This window comes from Corynebacterium striatum (genome assembly GCF_016728105.1).
Classification (GTDB): domain Bacteria; phylum Actinomycetota; class Actinomycetes; order Mycobacteriales; family Mycobacteriaceae; genus Corynebacterium; species Corynebacterium striatum.
In genome coordinates, this window is record NZ_CP068158.1 from 354,542 (window position 1) to 378,369 (window position 23,828).

The 23,828-nt window shown below is 59.7% G+C and carries 17 protein-coding genes; 8 read left to right on the forward strand and 9 right to left on the reverse strand.

Going from position 1 to position 23,828, the window contains the following annotated elements:
* Positions 1-235: 235 nt before the first annotated feature.
* From putP to I6I72_RS01675, 3 genes are all read left to right on the forward strand, one after another.
* On the forward strand, positions 236-1,798 hold the full coding sequence (gene putP, locus I6I72_RS01665; RefSeq protein ID WP_049166729.1) for a sodium/proline symporter PutP: 1,563 nt from the start codon (positions 236-238) through the stop codon (positions 1,796-1,798).
* Between the two features lie 64 nt (positions 1,799-1,862).
* Positions 1,863-2,399, forward strand: coding sequence for an HNH endonuclease family protein (locus I6I72_RS01670; RefSeq protein ID WP_053085005.1), 537 nt, complete (start codon positions 1,863-1,865; stop codon positions 2,397-2,399).
* 36 nt (positions 2,400-2,435) lie between these two features.
* The gene (locus tag I6I72_RS01675) at positions 2,436-2,879 is read left to right on the forward strand and encodes a hypothetical protein (protein ID WP_005531974.1); all 444 of its coding nucleotides are present in this window, start codon (positions 2,436-2,438) and stop codon (positions 2,877-2,879) included.
* A 305-nt stretch (positions 2,880-3,184) separates the two neighbouring features.
* On the opposite strand, the gene I6I72_RS01680 is transcribed toward I6I72_RS01675, so the two are convergent.
* A complete protein-coding gene (locus tag I6I72_RS01680) occupies positions 3,185-5,188 on the reverse strand; it encodes a DEAD/DEAH box helicase (protein ID WP_201807359.1) in 2,004 nt (667 codons plus the stop codon).
* Between the two features lie 234 nt (positions 5,189-5,422).
* Between I6I72_RS01680 and I6I72_RS01685 the strand changes: the two genes are divergently transcribed.
* Entirely contained in the window at positions 5,423-6,271 is an 849-nt protein-coding gene (locus tag I6I72_RS01685) for an SGNH/GDSL hydrolase family protein (protein WP_049151788.1), read from the forward strand.
* On the opposite strand, the gene hutI is transcribed toward I6I72_RS01685, so the two are convergent.
* The 4 genes from hutI to I6I72_RS01705 all read right to left on the reverse strand — a co-directional run bounded on the left by hutI (position 6,268) and on the right by I6I72_RS01705 (position 11,883).
* Positions 6,268-7,446, reverse strand: coding sequence for an imidazolonepropionase (hutI, locus tag I6I72_RS01690; RefSeq protein ID WP_201807770.1), 1,179 nt, complete (start codon positions 7,444-7,446; stop codon positions 6,268-6,270). The genes I6I72_RS01685 and hutI overlap by 4 nt on opposite strands.
* 14 nt (positions 7,447-7,460) lie before the next feature.
* A complete protein-coding gene (hutU, locus tag I6I72_RS01695; protein WP_049151786.1) occupies positions 7,461-9,137 on the reverse strand; it encodes a urocanate hydratase in 1,677 nt (558 codons plus the stop codon).
* Between the two features lie 406 nt (positions 9,138-9,543).
* A complete protein-coding gene (hutH, locus tag I6I72_RS01700; RefSeq protein ID WP_049151785.1) occupies positions 9,544-11,097 on the reverse strand; it encodes a histidine ammonia-lyase in 1,554 nt (517 codons plus the stop codon).
* A gap of 78 nt (positions 11,098-11,175) precedes the next feature.
* A complete protein-coding gene (locus I6I72_RS01705; RefSeq protein ID WP_049151784.1) occupies positions 11,176-11,883 on the reverse strand; it encodes an IclR family transcriptional regulator in 708 nt (235 codons plus the stop codon).
* 98 nt (positions 11,884-11,981) lie between these two features.
* Between I6I72_RS01705 and hutG the strand changes: the two genes are divergently transcribed.
* A complete protein-coding gene (hutG, locus tag I6I72_RS01710) occupies positions 11,982-12,914 on the forward strand; it encodes a formimidoylglutamase (RefSeq protein ID WP_049146333.1) in 933 nt (310 codons plus the stop codon).
* 138 nt (positions 12,915-13,052) lie between these two features.
* On the opposite strand, the gene I6I72_RS01715 is transcribed toward hutG, so the two are convergent.
* On the reverse strand, positions 13,053-14,399 hold the full coding sequence (locus I6I72_RS01715) for a YjiH family protein (RefSeq protein WP_201807362.1): 1,347 nt from the start codon (positions 14,397-14,399) through the stop codon (positions 13,053-13,055).
* A gap of 133 nt (positions 14,400-14,532) precedes the next feature.
* Between I6I72_RS01715 and I6I72_RS01720 the strand changes: the two genes are divergently transcribed.
* On the forward strand, positions 14,533-14,937 hold the full coding sequence (locus I6I72_RS01720; protein ID WP_049146329.1) for a (deoxy)nucleoside triphosphate pyrophosphohydrolase: 405 nt from the start codon (positions 14,533-14,535) through the stop codon (positions 14,935-14,937).
* A gap of 27 nt (positions 14,938-14,964) precedes the next feature.
* Positions 14,965-18,078: a DUF3427 domain-containing protein gene (locus I6I72_RS01725; protein ID WP_049146327.1), complete on the forward strand. Its 3,114-nt coding sequence runs from the start codon at positions 14,965-14,967 to the stop codon at positions 18,076-18,078.
* Positions 18,079-18,228: 150 nt separating this feature from the next.
* Here the strand turns inward: I6I72_RS01725 and I6I72_RS01730 are convergent, their stop codons facing one another.
* Positions 18,229-21,207: an FAD-binding and (Fe-S)-binding domain-containing protein gene (locus tag I6I72_RS01730; protein ID WP_201807364.1), complete on the reverse strand. Its 2,979-nt coding sequence runs from the start codon at positions 21,205-21,207 to the stop codon at positions 18,229-18,231.
* 129 nt (positions 21,208-21,336) lie between these two features.
* Between I6I72_RS01730 and I6I72_RS01735 the strand changes: the two genes are divergently transcribed.
* Positions 21,337-22,128 carry a GntR family transcriptional regulator gene (locus tag I6I72_RS01735; protein ID WP_005531944.1) on the forward strand — a complete coding sequence of 264 codons (792 nt, stop codon included), beginning with the start codon at positions 21,337-21,339 and terminating at the stop codon, positions 22,126-22,128.
* 17 nt (positions 22,129-22,145) lie between these two features.
* On the opposite strand, the gene I6I72_RS01740 is transcribed toward I6I72_RS01735, so the two are convergent.
* On the reverse strand, positions 22,146-22,406 hold the full coding sequence (locus I6I72_RS01740; RefSeq protein WP_005531942.1) for a hypothetical protein: 261 nt from the start codon (positions 22,404-22,406) through the stop codon (positions 22,146-22,148).
* A gap of 15 nt (positions 22,407-22,421) precedes the next feature.
* Positions 22,422-23,771, reverse strand: a complete 1,350-nt coding sequence (locus I6I72_RS01745) for a TRAP transporter large permease subunit (protein WP_005531940.1) — start codon at positions 23,769-23,771, stop codon at positions 22,422-22,424.
* Between the last annotated feature and the right edge of the window lie 57 nt (positions 23,772-23,828).

The window sequence follows — 23,828 nt, forward strand, 5'->3', positions numbered from 1 at the left end:
CTACCAGTCTAGCAGCGCACCATTTGGGGGCATGTTTTGAGGTTTTCGAGCAATTATTGCCGCCGAACGCAATCGTTATCTCCTCGTTATAACTTTGCGTTTACACTGTTAAAACATTACAACCAGCTGTGCGCAGGGCAGCTTCTTGCCAACAAATCCCCAGAAAAGCATTGGGTTGTTACCCACGTCTCGTTAACGTGGGATGGTCCTACTCTCAAACTACGAGGAGAAATCAGTGCAAGATTCCACCTGGTACGTCGTGGCGATGATTGTCTATCTGCTCGCGATGGCCGCCATCGGTTTCTGGAGCTACAAGCAAACAGATCAGTATGACGACTATGTTCTCGGCGGCCGTGGGTTGCACCCGTTCGTTGCAGCATTGTCTGCTGGCGCATCCGACATGTCCGGCTGGCTGCTCATGGGCCTGCCCGGCGCCCTGTTCCTGACAGGCATGTCTGAGCTATGGATGGCCATCGGCCTACTGGTTGGCGCATGGGCCAACTGGAAGTGGGTGGCGCCGCGTCTGCGCTCTTACTCTGAGATTGCCGGCAACTCGATTACGGTGCCGTCCTTCTTCGAAAACCGCCTCCACGACAAGTCCCGTCTGCTGCGTGTTCTTTCCGCGGCGATCATCATATTCTTCTTCACCTTCTATGTCTCTTCGGGCATGGTGTCGGGTGGCCGCTACTTCGAGTCGACCTTCGGCGGCGACTACCTCGTCGGCATGCTCATCGTCGCGGCAGTGACGGTGTTCTACACCTTCGTGGGCGGCTTCCTTGCTGTTTCCTACACCGATACCGTGCAGGGCTTGCTCATGTTCGCTTCTCTCATCATCGTCCCGATTATGGCCATCATGGCCTTGGACGACCCAGGCCAGATCTTCAGCTTCGCCGCTAACAATCCCTACGCCACGGGCGGTGTGATTGAGAACCCCAACTACTTCTCGCTCTTCTCCGGTGTTTCTGCCGCGGTCATCATCGGCAACCTGGCGTGGGGCCTGGGCTACTTTGGACAGCCGCACATCATCGTGCGCTTCATGGCGCTGCGCAAGCCTTCCGACGCCCGCGCCGGCCGCTTCTACGGCATCGGCTGGATGCTGCTTTCCCTGATCGGCGCCGTCTTCGTTGCGCTGGCCGGCACGGTTTTCTTCACCCAGACCAACCACTCCATCACCGACCAGGAAAACTACGAGACCATCTTCCTGGACATGGCGCAGGTCATGTTCCACCCACTGTTCGCAGGCCTGGTTCTGACTGCAGTTCTGGCAGCAATCATGTCCACCATGTCCTCCCAGATGCTCGTGGTTTCCACCTCGCTGATTGAGGATCTGTTCCTCATCTTCGCAAAGAAGAAGCCATCCCAGGACGTGCTGATCAACCTCTCTCGCACTGCGGTTGTGGGCATCGCGGTCATCGCGGCAGTCCTGGCGATTAATCCTTCCGATTCCATCCTGGGCTTGGTCGGCTTCGCTTGGGCTGGCTTCGGTTCCGCATTCGGCCCGCTGGTGCTGCTGTCCCTGCACTGGAAGCGCCTGAACTCCACCGGCGCGATTGCCGGTATGGTGACCGGTGCCATCGTGGCTATCGGCTGGGGCATGTCGCCGCTTTCCGACGCCCTTTATGAGCTCGTCCCAGGCTTTGCCATCTCCCTTATCACCACGGTTGTGGTCTCCTTGGTCACCAAGGCTCCAGAGCCAAAGGTTATGGCCGAGTTCGAGGAAGCCTCCAAGCTTGCCAAACTGGTGGAAGAAAACAAGAACTTAGACTTCGAGCAAGCTGCTGAGCAGGTTCAGAAGTAACTTCCCCCCACAAGCTTCTATAGCCACGGAACCGCGCACCTGTCCGCTTCAGTCTAAATAGTGCATGAAGCACTATTATCTGGCCGGACTGTGCGCGGTTTCTGCGTTGTGGGCCCTCAATTTCTGGGCGCCGGGGCCTCCCCTGGGCGTGAGCACTACCCCGGAGCGCGTGCGCATCTTGGGCTACGACCGCGAACTTTTCGGCGGCTGGCTGCCCTCCACCAAGGACACTGTTCGCGCTGCACAGACGACGCCAATGGGGCTTGCGGATCCGTACTCCGGGCTGCATAATCCCCCGGCCGTGGAAATCGACCACGTCTTTCCGCTCTCGGCGGCGTGGGACATGGGGGCGTGGGGTTGGGATAATAAGCGCAAGGCGGAGTTTGCCAACGATCCTTTGAACCTCGTGGCCACGGACAAGGCCTTGAACCAAGCAAAGTCTGACTCTTTGCCCTCTGAGTGGCTCCCGCCTGCTAACCGATGCGACTACTCCCGCCGGCTTGCGGCCGTGGCACGCAAATATGATTTGCCCCTTCCAGCTGCAGATGTACGCACGATGCGCAGGCAGTGTCGGTTCGATTTCCGGCTGCCCAATGGCTAGACTGCTTGTGACCCCATGACTTTGTGAAAGGCATCCATGTCTAGTTTTCTGATCATTCTTCACGTCCTCGCAGCAGTGCTGCTCATCGGTCCGGTGTGCGTTGCTACCTCTGCATTCCCCGGCCAACTGTTAAACGCGGCAAAGGGCGATCAGGCTGGTAGCGGTGCGACACGCGTTCTGCACAACATCACCAACACTTACGGCTACATTTCCGCTATTGTGCCGGTGCTGGGTATTGCGGTGTTCCTGACTGACCTGGCTGCATATAAGTCCGATATTCAGTTCCACATTGCAATCCTGCTCGCCGTCATCGCATGGTGCCTGCTCTTCTTCCTAATCATCCCGAAGCAGAAGAAGGCCGTCGCCGCACTCGAGGGCGCTGGCGCTGTTGACGTGGAGGGCACGAAAAAGCAGCTGGCTGCTTTCTCCGGCATCTTCAACTTGCTCTGGATGATCTGCGCAATCCTGATGTTCATCTAGGACACCCAAGCACTCAAGCCGCGGTCTTCGGACTCGCGGCTTTTCGCGTTTTCCGGTAACTCCGCGCCTGGCCCGGGTGCCCTCCCTTCCCTAGGAAACCCAGACCTAGATGCCCAGACCTGGATGCCCAGAACCCCAGCTCGCCATCCGAGCGCCAACCACGGCCACGATCCGCGACCTCAGGCTCTGGGTTTCCAAGGTTGTTGTTTTAGAAAAGAGCCCGCTACAAAGCTCCGAATACGCGCAGCAAAAAGGCGCCACCTCCCCTGTTTCGGGGAAGGCAGCGCCTTCGTCAGCTCACGTTACTAGTCGCGCCAACCGCCACGGCGGTCATCACGGTGTCCATGTCCGCCACGGTCGTCGCGGTCGCGGTAACCACCGCGACCACGGCCGCCGCGGTCATTGCGGTCGCGGTAGCCACCACGGCGGTCGTCACGACGTCCGCCACGGTCACCGCGGTCATCGAAGTCACGGCGCGGCGGGCGGCCAGTGTCCTTTGCGATGTTGATCAACTGACCAGAAATGCGGGTGTCCTTCAGACGGTCCAGCACGGCCGGGTCGAGGTTCTTCGGCAGGTCAACCAGGGTGTGGCCCACCGCAATGGTGATGCGGCCGAAGTCCTTGGAGGACAGGCCGCCCTCGTTTGCCAGAGCACCAACGATGGCACCCGGGCGCACGTTCTGGCGCTTGCCCACGTCCAAGCGGTAGGTCTCAAAGTCGCCATCCGGACGGCGCGGGCCACGGTCGCGGTCACGGAAGCCGCCACGTCCACCGCGGTCACCACGGTCGCGGCGATCCCCACGATCAAAGCGGTCACGGTCACGGCGGTCGCGCTTCGGCGCTGGCTGTTCCTTGAGCAGGAAGTCCTTGCCGCCCTGCAGCTGCACTGCGAGTGCCGCAGCAATATCGTCCATCGCAACGTTGTTGGCAGCGGAGTACTCGCGAACCATATCGCGGAAGAACTCGAACTGCTTATCGCCTAAGGACTCGCCGATCTTGGCCAAGAACTTTTCCTTGCGCTTCTCGTTGACTGCGTCAGCAGAAGGCAGGTCCATTTCCTCAAGGCGAGCGTTGGTCACGCGCTCAATGGAGCGCAGCATGCGGCGCTCACGCGGGGTCACGAACAGGATTGCCTCACCAGTACGTCCTGCACGGCCGGTACGGCCAATGCGGTGAACATAAGATTCGGTGTCGTTCGGGATGTCGTAGTTAACCACGTGGGTAATGCGGTCAACGTCGAGACCACGTGCTGCAACGTCGGTAGCCACGAGGATGTCCAAGCGGCCATCCTTGAGCTGGTCAACGGTGCGCTCACGCTGCTGCTGGGCGATATCGCCGTTGATGGCAGCAGCATTGTAGCCGGCGTCGCGAAGCGAATCTGCAACCTCTTCGGTCTCGTGCTTCGTACGGCAGAAGACGATGATTGCGTCATACTCAATGACCTCGAGAATGCGGGTGAACGCATCCATCTTCTGACGGTGCGGGGTCAAAAGGTAACGCTGGGTGATGTTGTCGTTCGTACGACGCTCGGATTTAACAGTAACCTCAGCAGGATCGTTGAGGTACTGCTTGGACAGGCGGCGAATCGAGTTCGGCATGGTTGCCGAGAACAGCGCGACCTGCTTCTCCTCAGGAGTGTCTTCCAGAATGCGCTCAACGTCTTCCTGGAAGCCCATGTTCAGCATCTCGTCGGCCTCATCGAGGACCAAGAAGCGCAGCTGGGAAATGTCCAGGGAGCCCTTCTCCAGGTGGTCGATGACGCGGCCCGGGGTGCCGACGATGATCTGTGCGCCACGGCGCAGACCAGAAAGCTGAATGCCGTATGCCTGGCCACCGTAGATGGGCAGCACCTCGATGCGGCCTAGGTGGTCAGCAAAGGACTGGAAGGAGTCTGCGACCTGCAGGGCAAGCTCACGCGTGGGCGCGAGGACGAGCGCCTGTGGGTGGCGGACTTCTGGGTCAACCTGGGATAGAACCGGCAGCGCGAAAGCTGCGGTCTTACCGGTACCCGTCTGGGCGAGGCCCACGACGTCGCGGCCTTCCATCAAGATCGGGATGGTCTGTTCCTGAATTGGGGATGGCTGAGTAAAGCCGACCTTCGCAACCGCCTGCTGAACTTCTTCTGGCAGGCCGAGAGTTGCAAACCCCTGGGAATTGTCGTTGGCTGAAGTATCTTCAGCGCCGGTGTCCTCAGGGTTATTCGCAGCCCCGGTGGTTTCAACGTCACCTTGCGAGATTTCCTGAGATTCCGACTTATTGAATTCTTCCGGCTCGTTTACGCCGCCGGTGGCGTTATCGGTAATGCTCATTGCTCGTCCCACAGTACGTTAAACATTGTGCATTAGCTATTGAACGAGCTAAACCCATTCGAAAGGTGTGCACAAACACATAGACCAGCGAGGCTCCGAACGGTCACACAACCCCGCTGTGGCAGGCGATTTACACACGCAGCTTACCGACGTCACCTGCCAGGGCGCCGTCGTTTCCAACGTCTTGGAGGCCCACGAGGGCTTGAACGATGAGGGAACAGTACAATCGCCCGCATGACCCACCGCGCGCGAACTGTTGGACCGCTGCTTGCTCTTGTCTTAGTTGGCAGCGGGTGTGCTTCTGCGCCGGAGAATTCCCCCGCCCCGCAGGACGCGCCGGCGCAACAACTCAGCTATGTGGCACTTGGTGATTCTTATGCGTCGATGGGAACGCGCCAAGGCCCGCACTCGGGGCCACGGTGGTGCGAGCGCGCCACGGACAACTACCCCACCAAGCTGCAAGAGCTCACCGGGATGCAGCTCAATGACCTGACGTGCCAGGGTGCATTGACCGATCATGTGCTGGGGCCGCGGGCGGATTTGCCGCCACAAATCGATGCGGTGGATTCGACGACGGATGTGGTGACGTTGTCGATTGGCGGCAACGACGCGGGATTCGGCGTTCTGACCAGCTGCGCCATGAACACCAGTGGCCTCAACTGCGCGGAGCTACACGGGGCGGAAATCGACGCCGCGCTGGCCGCGCTGCCCGCGAAGTTGGACGGCGTCTACCGGGAGTTGGAGCGGCGCGCGCCACGGGCCAAGGTGTTTGCCACGGGATATATGCCGTTGCTTGCCGACGCCGACACCGGGGCAACGTGCCCTGAAATCGCCAAGGTCAGTGACGTGGACCGGCTGTGGTTCACGCTGAAAATTTCACAAATCAACGTCGAGGTGGAAAAGGCTGCGCTGCGCGCCGGTGCGCAGTACGTGATGCCGCCTGAGATAGAGAAACACACCGGCTGCGCGCCCGCGGATCAACGCTGGGTTGATCTCGCGGGCACCGAAACTGGTGCGTTTCCGATGCACCCTACCCCGCTGGGGCAGGAGGAAATGGCCAAGACCATCGCTGCCTATCTCTAGAAGGCGCGTTTTCCTGCCACGTAGGTTCGCCACGTCATCGGCATGCCTGGGCGGTATGCCAGGTGGATGGCGCTGGGTGCGTCGAGGACGTGGAGATCGCCTGCCGCGCCTTCGACGATGGTGCCCTTGGCTGGGCGGCCTTGGGCGTCGACGCCACCGCCGACGTCGTGGCGACGCAAGGCTTGCGCGCCGCCATAGGTTGCGGCACGGATCGCCTCATCCAAGGAAAGGTGCTGCTGCAAGACTGCGGTGGTCACGCAGAAATTCATCGACGAAGTGTATGAGGTGCCCGGGTTGAGGTTCGAGGCGATGGCCACGGTTGCACCGGCATCGAGCAGACGCCGGCCCGGTGCGAGGGGCTCACGGGTAGACAGGTCGCAGGCAGGCAGCATGGTGGCCACGGTGTTCGAGGAAGCAAGCGCCTCGACGTCCGCGTCGCTGAGGTAGTTGACGTGGTCGACGGACGTTGCGCCCAGTTCGACCGCGAGCGCCACGCCGGGGCCTTCGCCTAGCTGATTGCCGTGCACGCGAACGCCAAGGCCACGCTCGATGCCGGCGGCCAGGACGCGGCGAGACTGCGCCTCGTCGAAGGCGCCGCGCTCGCAAAAGACGTCAATCCACTGCACATACGGGGCGACGCCGTCGAGCATGGGACCAACCACCTCGTCGAGGTATGACTCGGCCTGAGCTCCTGGCGGGACGAGGTGTGCGCCAAGGAAGGTGACGTCGTCGACGTGGCGGGAGGCCACCTGTGCGGCGAGAATCTCGGACTCGGTGTTAAGGCCGTAGCCGGTCTTGGTCTCCAGCGTCGTGGTGCCGCCCTTGTGAGCAGCCGCGATGCGGTCGATGAGGAGGGCTTCGAGGCGCTCCTCACCTGCCGAACGCGTGGCATCCATGGTGACAGCAATGCCCCCTGCTTGGTAGGTACCTCCACCCATACGAGCTTCGAATTCGGCGGAGCGATCTCCGTCGAAAATCATGTGGGTGTGCGAGTCCACCCAGCCCGGCAGGACGGCACGGCCGCCGAGGTCGACGGCGTCGTCAGCCGCAGGTGCCTTATCCGCCGGGCCCACCCAGGAGATGGTGCCGTCGGTGACCACAAGGGCGGCGTCGTTAAGCGTGCCCGCATCACTAACCGTGCGCAGTTCAGAGATTCCAGTAAACAGGGTGCTCATCGTCATTTTCGCTCCTAGTCGCGCGCCTTGAACTCCATTGGGATGCGTACGCCGCGCTCGTCGGCTACTTCTTTGGCGCGAGTGTAGCCTGCATCCACGTGGCGGATAACGCCCATGCCCGGGTCGTTGGTGAGCACCGCGCGCAGCTTGGCGGCGGCCAGCTCGGTGCCGTCGGCCACGGAGACCTGGCCCGCGTGGATGGAACGGCCCATGCCCACGCCGCCACCGTGGTGGAGCGAGACCCAGGTAGCGCCGGAGGAAACGGCAGTCATGGCGTTGAGCAGCGGCCAGTCGGCTACGGCATCGGTGCCGTCGAGCATGGACTCGGTCTCGCGGTATGGGGAGGCCACGGAACCGGAGTCTAGGTGATCGCGGCCGATGACGATTGGTGCGGAGACCTTGCCGTCGCGGACCAGCTCGTTGAAGAGCAAGCCAGCCTTGTGGCGCTCGTTGTAGCCCAGCCAGCAGATACGTGCCGGCAGTCCTTCGAACTCGACGTACTCCTCAGCGGCGTCGAGCCAGTTGTGCAAATGCTCGTTGTCCGGGAAGAGCTCCTTGAGAGCTTGGTCGGTGACCTTGATGTCCTCTGGGTCGCCGGACAGCGCTGCCCAGCGGAACGGGCCAAGGCCCTCGCAGAACAGCGGGCGGATGTAGGCCGGAACGAAACCTGGGAACTCGAAGGCGCGCTGGTAACCCGCGTGACGGGCCTCATCACGGATGGAGTTGCCGTAGTCGAAGACCTCAGCGCCTTCGTCCTGGAACTCCACCATGGCCTGGACCTGTGCTGCCATGGACTCGCGTGCCTTCTTGGTGAAGGTGGTCGGGTCAGCCTTGGCTTCGTTGTGCCAGTCCTCCACGGTGATTTCGGTTGGCAGGTAGGACAGCGGATCGTGCGCAGAGGTCTGGTCGGTGACCACATCTACGGTGAACTCGCCGGCACGCTGGCGGCGCAGTACCTCAGGGAATACTTCTGCGGCATTGCCCACGAGACCAACAGACAGCGGCCGCTTGTCCGCCTTCGCGGCAAGCACGAGTTTAAGAGCCTCATCCAGGTCGGTGACAACTTCATCGAGGTAACGCTTGGACTGACGGCGCTTGAGGCGGGTCTCGTCCACATCCACGATGAGGCAAGCGCCGCCGTTGAGGGTGACGGACAGCGGCTGTGCGCCGCCCATGCCGCCGCATCCGCCGGTAAGGGTGAAGGTGCCGGCGAGGGTGCCGCCGAAGCGCTTGCGAGCGACAGCTGCGAAGGTCTCATAGGTGCCCTGCAGGATGCCCTGGGTAGCGATGTAGATCCAGGAGCCGGCCGTCATTTGGCCGTACATCATGAGGCCCTCGTCCTCGAGCTTGCGGAAGTGTTCCCAGTTTGCCCAGTCGCCCACGAGGTTGGAGTTGGCGATGAGAACGCGCGGTGCCCACTCGTTGGTCTTCCAAATGCCTACCGGCTTGCCGGACTGCACGAGCAGGGTTTCGTCGGACTCGAGATCCTTAAGGGACTCTACGATGGCATCGAAAGCTTCCCAGCTACGTGCGGCACGGCCGGTGCCACCGTAGACCACGAGGTCCTCGGGACGCTCGGCAACCTCTGGGTCGAGGTTATTCATGAGCATGCGCAGCGGGGCTTCGGTCTGCCAGGACTTGGCGGATAGTTCGGTTCCGCGCGGCGCGCGTACTTCGCGTGGTTGAGACATGGTGCGGATTCCTTTCGCTTGTGCTTTTCGACGCCCTCCCAAGCCCCCTAGGCCGGTATCCCGGGGCTGTCCCCGAGGGCTTGTTTAGCGTCACAAGTCACAAGTTACTGTGATTCATGCCTATGCAACAGGCCACAAAACCTCAGACTGTCTCGTATATGAGACTCGCTCGGCGTGGTCTACCATGTCCGCGCGGCGACCATCCGGGTACTGGTTGGCCGAAAACATCACCATGGGTGGATCGAAGGTGAGGTTTTGCCACTGGCTATAGGGCGCGATGTTTTCGCGCCCCTCACCGTCCACGCTAGAGACCCATCCAATAGGGCGCGGTACCGTGCTGGCTTTAAAAGGGGAAAACGGCAAGGGGTTGGGCTCAGATTGTGGGCGCCAAGAGATGGTCGCCATTTTAATCACGCAGCTTTCCAGTAGCATTCTCGACGGCTTCGACAAGCGCGCCCTCCTTGACCAGGCGCACCGTCTCTTCGATTTCCGGGGACAAATAGCGGTCCACACCTGGACCCTTGACAGTCTCGCGCAGCTTGGCGATTACCGCGCCGGTTCCTTTAGCCGGGGTGCCCTCGCGCATATCGATGGCGCGGGCGGCGGTGAGGATTTCTACGGCAAGCACACGCTGCAAACCATCGACGGACTTGCGCAGCTTGCGGGCTGCGGACCATCCCATGGACACGTGGTCTTCCTGCATGGCAGATGATGGAATGGAATCGGCCGAAGATGGGTTGGCCAGGCGCTTCAATTCGCTCACAATGCCGGCCTGGGCGTACTGGGCAATCATGTGCCCGGAGTCAACCCCGGGGTCGTCGGCAAGAAAGGCGTTCAGCCCGCGGTTGCGCGCCGGGTCCAGGAAGCGGTCGGTGCGACGCTCGGAAATCGAGGCCAAGTCCGCGGTGACAATTGCCAGGAAGTCAAGCGCATAAGCCACCGGCGCGCCGTGGAAGTTGCCATTGGAGACCACGCGGCCGTCCTTGGCCACCACCGGGTTATCCACAGCGGCGGCTAGCTCGCGTTCGGCCACCTGGGCAGTGTGGCTCAAGGTATCGCGGAAACCGCCGGCGACCTGCGGGGCGCAGCGCACGGAGTAGGCGTCTTGTACCTGATTCTTCTTGAACTCCTCGAGGGCCGATTCCAGGATCTCAGATCCCTCGGCCACCTGGAGGATATTCGCAGCGGCATCGGCCTGTCCTGGGTGCGGGCGCAGCTGCTGGAGGTCATCGGCAAAGACCACCAAGGTGCCGAGCAGGCCCTCCACTGTCATAGCGGTGGCAATATCGGCGGTCTTTGCGGCCGCGCGCAGGTCAGTAATGGCCAGGCATAGTTGGCCGAGCATTCCATCGGTGCCGTTGATGAGCGCTAGGCCCTCCTTCTCGCGTAGCTGCAGCGGCTCGATGCCAGCTGCGGCCAAAGCTTCGCCCGCATCCTGCAGCTCGCCGTTCACGCGTACCTCGCCCTCTCCCAACAGGGCCAGCGCACAGTGAGCAAGCGGCGCCAAGTCACCGGAGCAGCCCAGCGAGCCATACTCGCGCACCACCGGCACAATCCCGGCGTTCAAGGCCTTGGCATACGTTTCCACCACTACGGGGCGCACGCCGGTACGGCCGGTGCACAGGGTGGACAGGCGCAGCAGCATCAGTGCGCGGATGACTTCTTCTTCTACTTCCGGGCCGGTGCCCGCAGCGTGCGAGCGCACCAGCGAAAGCTGCAGCTGGGCGCGCATCTCTTCCGGGATATGGCGGCGAGCGAGCGCGCCAAAGCCGGTGGAAATGCCATAGACCGGAGTGGGATCTTGTGCCAGTTCTTCCACGCGCTCGCGGGTAGCGGCCACCTCTTCTAGCGCCTCGGGAGCAATCTCCACCTGCGCGCCATAACGGGCAACAGCAACGACGTCGTCGATGCTCAGCGCGCCGACATTTACGGTCACGGTGGTTGGGTAGGCGTTAGGCATGGCAAAAACTCCTTTAAAAAAGGGATCAATAATTTCGATGTGTCACGCGACAGCCTAACGCGATAAATGTATGCTACCTCACTTTTTGTGATTGCGGTACATTTTGGCCGCCACCTTGTCTGATACCTCCAACAAAGCTCGAATAAGGGCGTCTACCTTCACATCCGGCGTCCCTACCGGATACGTCACCGCCACCGCTGCCGCCGGACGCTCCAAGTGATCCAAGATAGGCACCGCCACAGAGGCCTGACCGCGGCTAATTTCTTCAATCTCCTGGTCCCACCCGCGTGCAGCTACCAAACGCAAGTGTTCTTTCAACGCGTTAAAGCCGCTACCTCCCGCAGTATCAAAGGCGGCGCGCACCTCCGCATCAGGCAGATGCGCCAGCATCACGCGCCCCGACGCCGTCTTATGTGCCTGCAGGCGCACCCCCACCTCAGTCACCAAGGAGGTAGCACCCGCCGCACGTACCTCCTGCAAATACAAGATTTCTGAGCCGGCCATACGCGAGAGGTGCCCCGATCCACCCACCAGCGCGGCACACTGTTCCAAGTCCCGAGTGGCCATACGCACCAAGGGCTGCTGCGTCACGTAGGCCGAAGCCATGGAATACGCCGCCAGCCCCAAGCCATACGTCTTATGTTCCGGCAAATGGACCACAAAACCAGCATCAACCATCTCCGCCAGCAGGTGATATGTAGACGAGCGCGGCAGGTTGAGCTCTCCTTGAATGCGGGCGGCAGATATAGGGACGTCGATGGTGGACAAAAGCTTGAGGATCTCCATCGCGTGACGCGCTGCGGGGACTCTGTTGGTACTCACGTTTAGTGATTGTAGGCAGAGTTTCCTGTCACATTCCGCGGTTTTACCTAACATCGAAAACCATGAACACTGAAACAGCTGAACTTTTCACCCCCGCCCCCGAATGGTCCGGCCGCTCTGATGGCCCGGGCCCAGAGCACGCCCGCTGGCATAGCGTTATCAATCAGTCCGCCGCTTGCCCAGCCCCAGTCACTCTCCTGGGTTTTGCTTCCGATGAGGGCGTGCTGCGTAATGGTGGGCGCCAGGGTGCAGCCGCAGGCCCGGCTACACTGCGCTCCGCGCTCGGCTCCTTGGCGGTACACCATGAGCATGCGCTTGCCGACGCCGGCACGATCACCACCCAGGCCGATGACCTCGAGGGCGCCCACGACGCCCTTTCCGAAAAGGTGCAAGAACTCGTCGCGGCCGGCAGCCTACCCATCATCCTGGGCGGCGGGCACGAGACCGCCTTTGGCTCTCACCGCGGCCTGTATCGCGCGGTAGGCGCCACCAAGATCATCAATCTGGACGCCCATTTCGATCTGCGCCGCGCGGACCGAGCCACCTCCGGCACCCCGTTCAAGCAGATCGCCGACCTGTCTGACGACTTCGATTACACCGTGCTGGGTATTTCCCGCCCCAATAACACCGCGGTGCTTTTCAACGAAGCCGAATCGCTCGGTGTAGCCGTCACCCTGGACGAAGAGCTAGTCAACCTCACTCCCGCCGAATGCGGCGAGCTTGCCGCTCGTGCCACCGAGGGCAAGGACAAGGTTCACTTGTCCATCGACCTCGATGTCCTGCCAGCTTCTACCGCACCGGGCGTATCCGCCCCGGCATCTCTGGGCGTAAGCTATGAGCGCATCCGCGCCATGGCGGTGGCTATTGCGCAGACGGGAAAGCTGGCCTTGGTGGACGTCGTCGAGCTCAACCCCACCTTTGACATAGATAACCGCACCGCCAAAGCAGCGGCGCGGCTTATCGACGACATTGTCACGGCCCACCTCACTAGCTAAACGCCAACGACGTTGGGGACAACCTTGGCCGCACGGTTTAGCGGGTAGCTTTCTTACTCATCCAAGCTGCGATGGTGGCTATAAGCATCATTGCCCTCCAGCGATATCGATCCACTCACCCGTTTTGGACTCGACCTATCAAAACAGCAGGTGGGCAATCGGAGTGGCGATGAGAATGGTCAGCGCTACACGCTCAAACCAAATGATGACCAAGTGGGTCAGCTTCACCGGAATCTTGGTAGCCAGGATGCACGGCACCAGCGCCGAGAAGAAAATAATGGCAGAGACTGCCACCACGCCGATGACGAACTTGAGCACCATGCTGTCGCTTCCTGCCACTGCCGTGGCAGGCAGGAACATCTCCGCAATCCCCATGGCCGCGCCCTTGCCCGCTAGTACTGGCTCCGGCAACTGCACTACCCACGCAAACGGATAGAACAGGTAGCCAATCCACTCGAAAATGGGCGTAAAGCGCGCAAGCAGCAGTCCAATGAGACCCACCGACATAATAGACGGCACGATTGCCGCCGCCATGCGCACACCATCGCGCAGGTTCTCCCAAATGGATTCCCACAAAGACGGTGCGCGTTGTAGCGCCAGCATCGCCTCACGCCACGCGTTTTTGATGCGCGAGCCTTCCACCGGCTTTTCCGGATCTGGATGCGCGTCCGCAAAATACTCGTCTGGAATGGTGCGCAACGGCGGAATCCGCACGGTAATGGCGGTAACCACAAAGGTCACGATGAGCGTGACAATGAAGTATGTGCCCCAAACTTTCATCAGGTCGAGCTGCTTGGCCACGATGACCATAAAGGCCGCAGAGACCGTCGAAAAGCCGGTGGCAATAATCGCTGCCTCACGCCCGGTGTATCCGCCCTTTTGGTAGACGCGGTCCGTGACCAAAATTCCCAGGGAATATGAGCCCACGAACGAGGCCACTGCATCAATGGCAGAGCGCCCCGGCGTCTTCCACAACGGCCGCATGATGGGCTGCATGAGCACGCCGACGAACTCCAGCAGGCCAAAGCCAATGAGAAACGCAAGGAACGCACCACCAATAGGCACGATGAGGCCTACCGGAACGGCAATCGAGTTCCACAAGAACGGCACCAAGTCCTCGTCACCGAGCACCCACGGCAGCGCATCGATGACCATAAGAAAGGAGATCACCGCACCGACAATATTGAGCACCGCAAAGACTGCCTGAAGCGCGCTTTCTTTAAATGCGCCGGAAGTAAAACTTCGCACCGTTCCGTACACGGCCAAGGCAAAAATAATCCACGGCACCGCCGCCGGAATCCCCTCCCGCAGCATGGTGACCATGTGGTCCAAAGGGATGGAGCGCTTTTCCTGATATGTCACCGGGAGGAAGAATACGAACGCGCCAATCGCGCTATATAAAAAGAGTTTCCACCGTCCCCCAGGCTGCGGGATTTCCCCGTCATGGCTCTGGTGGGAGGAATAAACCGATTCGGTAGAAGTCACAGTAAAACCGTCCCCTCAAGCTTGCATACAAAAATCAAGCCCGCGTGACAGCCTTACGCGAACATTGGGGACATGTTATCTAAGTAACAGCTCAGTGTCTAGACGTTTTCGAGTTCCAAGGCACAATAGAGTCATGTCTAAACCTATCCGCGTCGTGGGCGCCGTCTTCGTCGATGAAGAACGCACACAGCTTTTAGCCTTCCGCAAGAAGCCCGGCACTTCCCTTGCTGGCAGGTGGGAATTTCCTGGCGGCAAGATCGAACCCGGCGAAACACCAGAGCAAGCACTCGCGCGCGAACTAAAGGAAGAACTCAGCATTTCAGCCACCATCGGCGAACAGGTAACGACCACCGTTCATCATTACGATTTCGCCACCATCGAGCTCACCACCTTTTACTGCACCACCACCGCTTCCCTGCTAGCCGACAATCTCAGTCTCACCGACCACGACGCCACCCGCTGGGTCAACATCTCCGACGCCCTCGAACTCGAGTGGGCTCCGGCGGACGTGCCTGCGGTAGAGCAGCTCTCCTCTTAAATCTCCCACCGATTCCTAGCTTTTCCAATGAATAAAGATTCCGCGCTCCCTTTCGGCATTTATGAAACGCCGGTGACCTCACGCATTTCCGAACGAATTCAGCAGACACAAGCCATTAATCCAACTTCCGCTTTCGGAATCGCAAGCGGCTCAGATCCGCAGGCACAAGGTCGCTTTACTTCTGCCTTCGCTCATCACGTTTCCTCTGTCATTGAGGCCCGCCTTTCTGAGTTAAACAACCAGGAAGATCGAATCGCATTCATCAACGGTCTCTCCCAGCTATTGGGCAAAGGCGAGGAAGTTTCGAGCGAAGAGCTTCTCTATGCCGTCTACAACAACTCTTTATCCGAGCCGCCTCAGCTTCCTGAGGTATCGCTCAACAAGAGCGCACTATTTACGAACTCTCTAGGAGACGCGAACCTATCTAGCGAAATCGCCCGCGAAATCAAGACTGCCGATTCCGTTGACCTACTCTGTGCTTTCGTCAAAAGCTCTGGCATTGCTGTTCTCGACGAACAACTGTCCTACTTGCGTGACAACAACATCCCGTTGCGCGTTATTACGTCGACCTATTGCGGCGCGACCGACGCGGCTGCAGTAAAGCGTCTCGTCGAACACTACGGTGCTGAAGTTCGCGTTTGCTACGAACACCAAACCACGCGTCTGCACGCCAAGGCATGGCTTTTCCGTCGCGACTCTGGCTTCGATACCGCGTTTATCGGTAGCTCAAACCTTTCGCGTTCCGCGCTTGTCGACGGCTGGGAATGGAACGTCCGCGGTTCAACCGCCAGCACCCCAGAGGTTATTTCCAAGTTCATCAAGACCTTCGACAGCTACTGGCACGATAATCACTTCCAGAACTTCAATCCTGACGCTGACTTCTTCCGCCTCAAGACAGCACTTGGAGCCGCCAAAGGAGTCCATGACGAGAAGCTTCAAAACGTGGAGCTATCTGGCTTGCGAGTCGAGCCATATCCTTACCAACAGGAAATGCTCGAAGCATTACGTTCCGAACGCGATGTAAAAGACCGCCACCGTAATCTCCTGGTTGCAGCTACCGGCACAGGCAAGACAGTTGTAGCTGCGCTTGATTACCGAGGCATTGCCGAAGACCAGGGACGCCGCCCAAAGCTATTGTTCGTCGCACACCGCAAAGAAATTCTCGTCCAGGCGCTTCGCACATACCGAGAGGTTCTGCAAGACTCCGGCTTCGGCGAACTGCTTGTAGATGGCCACGTCCCCAGTGAATGGAACCATGTATTCGCCAGCGTTCAATCCCTAAATACAGCACGCCTGGATGCGCTCGCAGAAGACCACTTCGAGGTTGTCGTCATCGACGAGTTCCACCACGCTGAGGCACGCACGTACAAACAAATTCTTACTCACTTCACTCCAACGGAGCTACTAGGTCTAACAGCAACTCCGGAGCGCGGCGACGGCGAAAACATCGAGAAATTCTTCGATTACCGCGTCGCACACGAGCTTCGCTTGTGGGATGCATTGCGGCTACAGCTGCTTGCACCACTTCACTATTACGGAATTGCAGATGGCACGGATCTCACGAGCCTAACGTGGAACCGCAACAAGAAGGACTACAACGTAAGTGAGCTCAATGAGCTTTATTTAAAGGCCGGCGAGAAGCGCACTCGATTCATCATCAACGAACTGCAAAAGCGCATCTTTGATTTATCGACAATGAAAGCCCTCGGCTTCTGCGTTTCCATCGCCCATGCGGAGTACATGGCCGAACAGTTCAATAAATTCGGCATCCCGGCGCTAGCTGTAAGTAGTGCGCTTAGCTCTTCCGACCGCAAAACTGCCATCGATTCACTTCATGAAGGCAAGACCAAGGTCCTCTTCTCCGTCGACATCTTCAACGAAGGCGTCGATATCCCGAGCGTTAATACCCTGCTACTTCTTCGTCCAACCCAAAGCCCGGTACTCTTCGTACAGCAGCTTGGTCGTGGCCTGCGCCTTCACCGAGGCAAGGAAGTCTGCAATGTATTCGACTTCATCGGCCAGCAGCATAAAGAATTCAATTTTGAAGAACGCTTCAAGTCGTTGACCCCGAAGCGAGGCAAACACCTCATCCACGAAATTGAGCAAGGCTTCCCGACGACCGCGCCTGGCTCGCATATCTCACTCGATCGCGAAACAACTGAACAGGTTCTCGCAAACGTCAAGCGGATTGCACGGAATTCTGCGAAGAAAATTCTTTCTCTAGTTTCTGAATTGAAGACGACCAACTTGCGAGAATTCCTCGACGACAGCGGCGTTCCGATCGAGGACATCTACCGCCGAAAAGGCAAGACCTGGACTACCTATTTGCGGGAAGCAGGACTAAAGGATGGAGAGTCTTCTCAACAAGAAGAATTCCTTTTGGGGCGACTTCGCTCAATGCTGCACATTAACGATTCCATTCGTGCACAGGCATATCTCCACCTGCTTTGTCCTGAAGGCCCGAGTGAAACGGAGCTCTCGGCGACTGAGCAAAAATACGCGCAGATGCTAGTACTTTCCTTCTGGGCTAATTCCGGCACCAAAGTTCCGGAGTCCCTCGACGAGGCTTTAGAAGCGCTGCGCCGCTGCCCCGCTGTCAAGGACGAGCTTGAACAGATTATGGAGTATCGCCTCGATCAATCTCGTGTGATTCCGCAGGCTGATCAAGCTGGCGTACTACAAACCCATGCAGACTATTCACTGAGCGAGCTAATCGGCGCGCTCGACCGAGGTCCGTTGAGCAGGCTCGCATCGCTTCCGCGCGAAGGCGTGAAGTACTTCGACTACATCAATACGGATCTTTTCCTGGTCACATTCCAAAAGGATGAAAACGTCAGTGCAAGCACCAACTACCGCGACTATCCAATTTCTCCGGTTTTGATGCACTGGGAATCGCAATCGACGACAACATTGAACTCGAAAGCAGCTCGTCGCTATATCCATCACCAGGAAACTGGCGGCTCAATCATCATCGCAACCCGATTTTCTAAGCAAAATGCTGTGGGCACTGCGAGCGCTTACACATTCTTAGGCAACGTCGATTACGTCTCCCACAAGAGTGAAAAGCCGATTCAGTTCGAGTGGGCTCTTAGGCGAGAAATGCCAAAGCAGCTCTTCGTTGCGGGCCGAACCGTCGCCTAGTTTTCTGGCCGGCCCGCTTCCCCGCCAAAAGCTCCATTCAGCCGCTCAAAGAAGAATAAGTTTTTCCGAATGTCGGGTGTTTCACTCCAATCGTATTCTGGAAACTTATAGTAATCGTTGGATGGCGAGCTAACTTGAGGTCACCATCGCTTAGTCGCGATAGGTCGCCTCGTCCAGGATTCCGCGGACTATTTCCGCAATGTGCTTGGCATCACTTCCTGTTCCCTGTTGAATCTGAGTGCGGCAGGAAAAGCCATCAGCGATGACAACCTTGCCTTCCGTGGCTGCCTTCCTCACCTTCGGGAATAGTTCGCGCTCCCCCAGCGCCATGGACACTTCAGCGTGGCCTTTCTCAAAGCCCCAGTTGCCGGCCAGGCCGCAGCAGCCGGTAGCGATCTGTTCCTCGTTGATCCCCAATGCCCGCAGCACGGCAGCGGAATGTTGCGGGTCGCCCAGTGACTTCTCATGGCAGTGCACCTGTGTCAGCGCGGAGACATCGCCCGGCGCGATGACGCCGGCGGCGACGAATTGCTCAAGGCGGCTGGCAATAAACTCGCTAAACGAGTGGGTGTTGCGTGCTAGGTTCTTAATCACTGCGCCGTATGTCGGGTCGTCGCAAAGCTCAGCGGCTTCATGTTGCAGCATCACGGTGCATGAGGGCTCCACGCCGATGACCTGCAGGCCGCGGTCCAGGTAGGGTTTCATCACCTTCGCCGTCTGTTTGAGCACGCGCTGCGTCATATCCAACTGACCCGTCGAGTGCCAGGTCAGGCCGCAGCAGACGAACTGTTGAGGGATAATGACCGTGTAGCCGAGTGCTTCGAGAACCTCAACTGCGGCCGTCGCAGGCGAGGTACCCAACGAGGAGTTGAAGGAGTCCGGCCACAGGACCACCGTCCGCTCGTTGTCGGCCAGCGGCGGTACCGTCGCCTTGTCATTGTTGTGCGCGGTGCCGCTGTTCGCGGTGCCGTTGTGCGCGACGTCGTCAAGCGCGGCGACGGGGGTGTGCTGCTTGTGCCACTTGCGCAGAGACGTGTGGGCGAAGCGGATGAGCGGACGGTTCGGATCGAGGCCGCCCGCCTTCGCGATGAGCTTGTCGAGGCCCTTGGTGGACATCGCCTTATCGATGAGCGTGGGCACCACCGGAATCTTGTGCGCGATATACCCCAGCAGCGGCAGCCAGCCCATCACGTAGTGCGCGCCTGGGCGCAGCTTTCCTTTGTAATGGTTGTGCAGGAACTCCGCCTTATACGTCGCCATGTCCACGTTCACCGGGCATTCGGAAACGCACGCCTTGCAGGACAAGCACAGGTCGAGGGCTTCCTCCACTTCCTTGGAATCGAAGCCGTCCCCTATGGACTCGCCACGGAACATCTCACTGAACATGCGGGCACGGCCGCGGGTCGAGTGCATCTCGTCGCCGGTGATCTGGAAGGACGGACACATCGAGCCCGACTCACTACGACAAGCGGACACGCCAACGCAACGGTTAATTGCATTGACCATCGAGCCCTTGTCGTGGCTCAGCGCGTGGACCGGAGTGAGCTCAAAGTGACGCTGCCCCGGCGCCATGCGCAGGCCCTGGGTCACGGCATCGGCCTTGACGAGCACGCCTGGGTTGAAGAAGTTCTCCGGGTCGAAGATCTCCTTGAACTGCTCAAACAACGCACGCATCTCATCGGAGTACATGCGGTCCAGCAGCGCCGATCGGGCACGGCCATCGCCATGCTCACCGGAGAGCGATCCGCCATACGAGGACACCAGCTCAGCGGCCTCATTCATGAAGGACTCAAACTGCTTGACGCCCTCCTCAGTACCAAAATTGAAGGAGATGCGCACGTGCACGCAGCCCTCACCGAAGTGGCCAAAAGGAATGCCGCGCAGCTCGTACTTGTCCATCAACGCGTAGAGGTCCCGCAGGTAGTCCGCGAGGTTCTCCGGGGGAACTGCGGAGTCCTCCCAGTTGGGCCAGGCTTCCCCGCCATCCGGCAGACGGGTCACGATGCCCGCGGACGCCTCGCGGATGCGCCACAACTCGCGCATCTCCTTCTGCTCGTGAACCACCACGTAGTCCACGGTCTCTACGGCAGTGGCCACCTCCTGCGCACGCGCGAGCGCATGCTCCAGGTCCTCAGCACCAACCTCACAGTAGAGCCAGCCGCCAGCCTCAATCCCCTTGCGGTTGCCCGGCAGATTCTCACCCGCGTGCTCCTGCCCCACTTTGGAGCGCAGCGCCCCCAGCAGATCACCGCCCATGCCCTCAATGGTCGCCACGTCAGGCAAACGCAGCTTGGCCGCGACAGCCGCTGCGTCAAAGACCGTATCGAAGGCCAACACCGCAAGTGCCTTGGCCTTGGGCACCGGCACCAACTTGACCGTCAGCTTGGTGATGATGCCGGTGGTTCCCTCCGATCCCGCCAACGCCTTGGCAGTGTCGAAGCCATTGCGCTCCAAGAGGTAGTGCAAACCGTAACCGGACACCTGGCGTGGAAAGCGGCCGAGCTCGGCGTCGATAAGCGCGGCGTTGTCCTCCACCAAAGCCTTAAGCTGTGCGTCAATCTCAGGGTCGTCGCAACCGCCCTCGCTAAAGGTCACCTCGCGGCCATCGGCCAGCATGATCGTAACGTCAACGAGGTTCTCCGCGGCCGTACCAAAAGCCACCGAGTGGGAGCCACAGGCATTGTTGGCCACCATGCCGCCCACAGTGCAGCGCGAGTGCGTGGAAGGATCCGGGCCGTAAGTGAGGCCGTGCGGGAGGGCGGCGTCGCGCAGCGCATCTGCCACCACACCTGGTTCGATGGTGGCAGTGCGCTTGGCGACGTCGATATCCAGAATGCGGTTGAAGTAGCGCGAGGTATCGATGATGAGACCCTCGCCAATGGCGTTACCCGCAACGGACGTGCCGCCGCCGCGACCCACGACCTTCCAACCTTTGGCCTTCGCGATGTCCAAACCATCGCGAATCTCGTCCACGTTGTGCGGCTCCAAAATGGCCGAGGGCACGCGGCGGAAGATGGAGGCGTCTGAGGTATAAGCCGCGCGTGATGCCATGTCGGTGCGCAAGTTCGTGCGTGCAATCTTTGAGTAGACGCTGGGGTCTAAACGATTGAAGTGAATTGTATTCGTCATTTTCGCAGCTTTCGATGTGGTACTCATCAGTGACTCGGCCTCAAGGTAAGTAACATGTTACTTCACGAAGGGGCCCTCCGGGCAAGAACTTCGCCTCAATTCATCGGCAATTCGTTATGGTGATTAGCTATGGCAACAAACTCCCCGGCAGCGCAGTCCTCGTCAAGCACCCAGCCAGCACGAGCCATGGCGCTTGCGGTGACACCTGCAAAGAACCTGGCCACCCAGGTCATGAACTACGTGCGCGATTGTGCGCAAAATGGCTCAATGGCACCCGGCGAGTGGTACAGCGTCTACAAGCTTTCAGAAGAGCTGGGCATTTCCCGCTCCCCCGTTCGCGACGGCTTGCTGCGCCTAGAAGAAGCCGGACTCATTGAATTCTCCCGCAACCGGGGATTCCAGATTGTAGAGACCAAGCCTTCCGATGTTGCCGATATCTTCGACATGCGCCTGGCCCTAGAGCCGCGCATCGCCGCCCGCGCCGCGTTGGCACGCAGCGACGAGCAGCTGGCGCAGATGCGCGCGCTCCTCCAATCCATGGAAGCCAGCGTCCAGTCCGGCAACGAGCCGGAGTTTTTCTCTTGGGACAAGCAGCTTCACGACGCCATCTTGGTCGCCGGTGGCTCTACCCGCGCCAGGGACACCCTGGACAAGCTGCGCACGCACACCCAAATTCTGACCGATTCCACGGTGCGCAACGAGCGCTCCTTGGAGCAGGTGCATTCAGAGCACGTACCGATCATTGATGCCATCGCAAAAGGCGACGCCCAAAGGGCGCGACAGGACATGGCGTCACACATCACGGCAACCGGTCGCCTGCTCCTGCGCCAGACTCTGCGCCGCCGCAACCCGCAGCTATCAGAAGCCGAGGCAGAGCAGCGAGTCGAAGAGATTTGGGATGCTCACACCCGTGAGCTTTAGGGCATGTGCTTTAAAAATTAATCCTCACCGTGTGCGCGAACGTGGGCCTTTTCTGCGTCCGTCTTGGGACGGTAGTTCAGGATGAAGGCGCATACAGCGCACAGGGTAGAACAGGTAAAAGTCACCGGAGCCAACCAGTTTTCTACGCCGGTCACGGTGCCTTGGTTAAGGGTTACGATGCCCAGGCTCTGGGTTGCGATGATACCCACGCCACCGAGGAGGAAGGCGAAGAGGAACAGGAAGAACAGCGCTTGGACGAGTCCGAAGAATGTTTTCATGATGCTTGAGCTCCTTTAAGCCGGGACGTAGATGGGAAGCCAGCCCATGCCGATGAGCCATGCCAGCGCAATCATCGGGAGGACGAAGAACAGGATGAGCGGGACGAACATCTTTGGCGGGTCCGCCTCGGCCATTGCTGCGGAGAGGTAGATCGGCGCACCGACTGGAGGCGAAGCGCCCTCGGTCGAAGTGCACAGCAGGATGACCACGATGGCCACAGTGGGATCGATTCCCACGGCGGTCAGCGCCGCAACTGCGGGCGCACCGATAGCGGCTGCGGTTGCAGTGGACGAGAGCGGCGTTGCCACGAGGACGGCCAGGATGCCCACGGCGATGAGCATGACCCACTTAGGCAGTGACATTGCATCGAGCAGGCTCGAAAGCTGATCGCCGACGCCGAGCTCCTCCATGATCTTCGCCGCGGTAAGCGCCGCGAAGAGGGAGATACCAACGGTGGCGAACTGCGGAAGGTCGCGCTTGAACTGCGCTGCGAGGTGCACATTGTTGGCACGGATTCGCCATGCGCCTTCGATAAGGGCGATGAGGGTGATAAGAATCGGCACCCAGACGATGATCGAAATGGCTTTCACACCGTCCTCGCCGATGTTGGCTTCCTTGCCCAAGTAGCCGGCCAGCGGTCCGATGGTCAGGAGCACTGGGACGATGATGCCCAGGAAGATAGAGGGTGAGGACCAGCCGTGCTTGATGGCGTGGCCGAAGCTGACCATCTCCTCGCGCTCGGTTGCCTTGATGCCGTCACGGCGAGTCCACCAGAACACAACGATGAGGCGGTAGAGCACCGCGTAGGCGCCGCCGCAGGCAAGTGCGACGTAGACGCTGGATGCAGAGGCGCCCGCTGCGGCAGGCAAAGCCAGGATGATGAACATGGTGGAGTTCGGCGGCAGCGCCACGCCAAGGCCGGAGTTGCCGGCGACGAGCGTTGCGGCGCGCTCCGAGGTCCAGCCCGCTTTCTTCATCCATGGGATGGTGACGGATCCGACCGTCGCGGAGTTGCCCGCGGTGGAGCCAGCCATCAGGCCGATCATTGCCGAGCCCAGCGTCGAGACATAAGCAGCGCCGCCACGCACGCGTCCGAAGATCGAGTTGAGAATCTCAATCAAGCGGTCAATGAGTCCAGTTGCCTGAACGATGATGCCCATGAAGACGAATGCCATACCGGCGAAGGTGACTTCAGACTGCGCAGCCTCCTTGGCGGATTCCCACAGTAGTGCTGGTGCTCGAGTGCCGCCCAGCAGAGCGGTACAGATGAGCGCTACGACGAGAGATTCGGAGATATCCCTCTTCAAGAGCGTGTTAAAGACCACGGTTACCGCGATGAAGATTGCTAGTGCGGCAATACCCATGAGTCCCTCCTCACATAATTCAGATTAAAGAAAACCGTTTCGGTGATGGCGCTCACA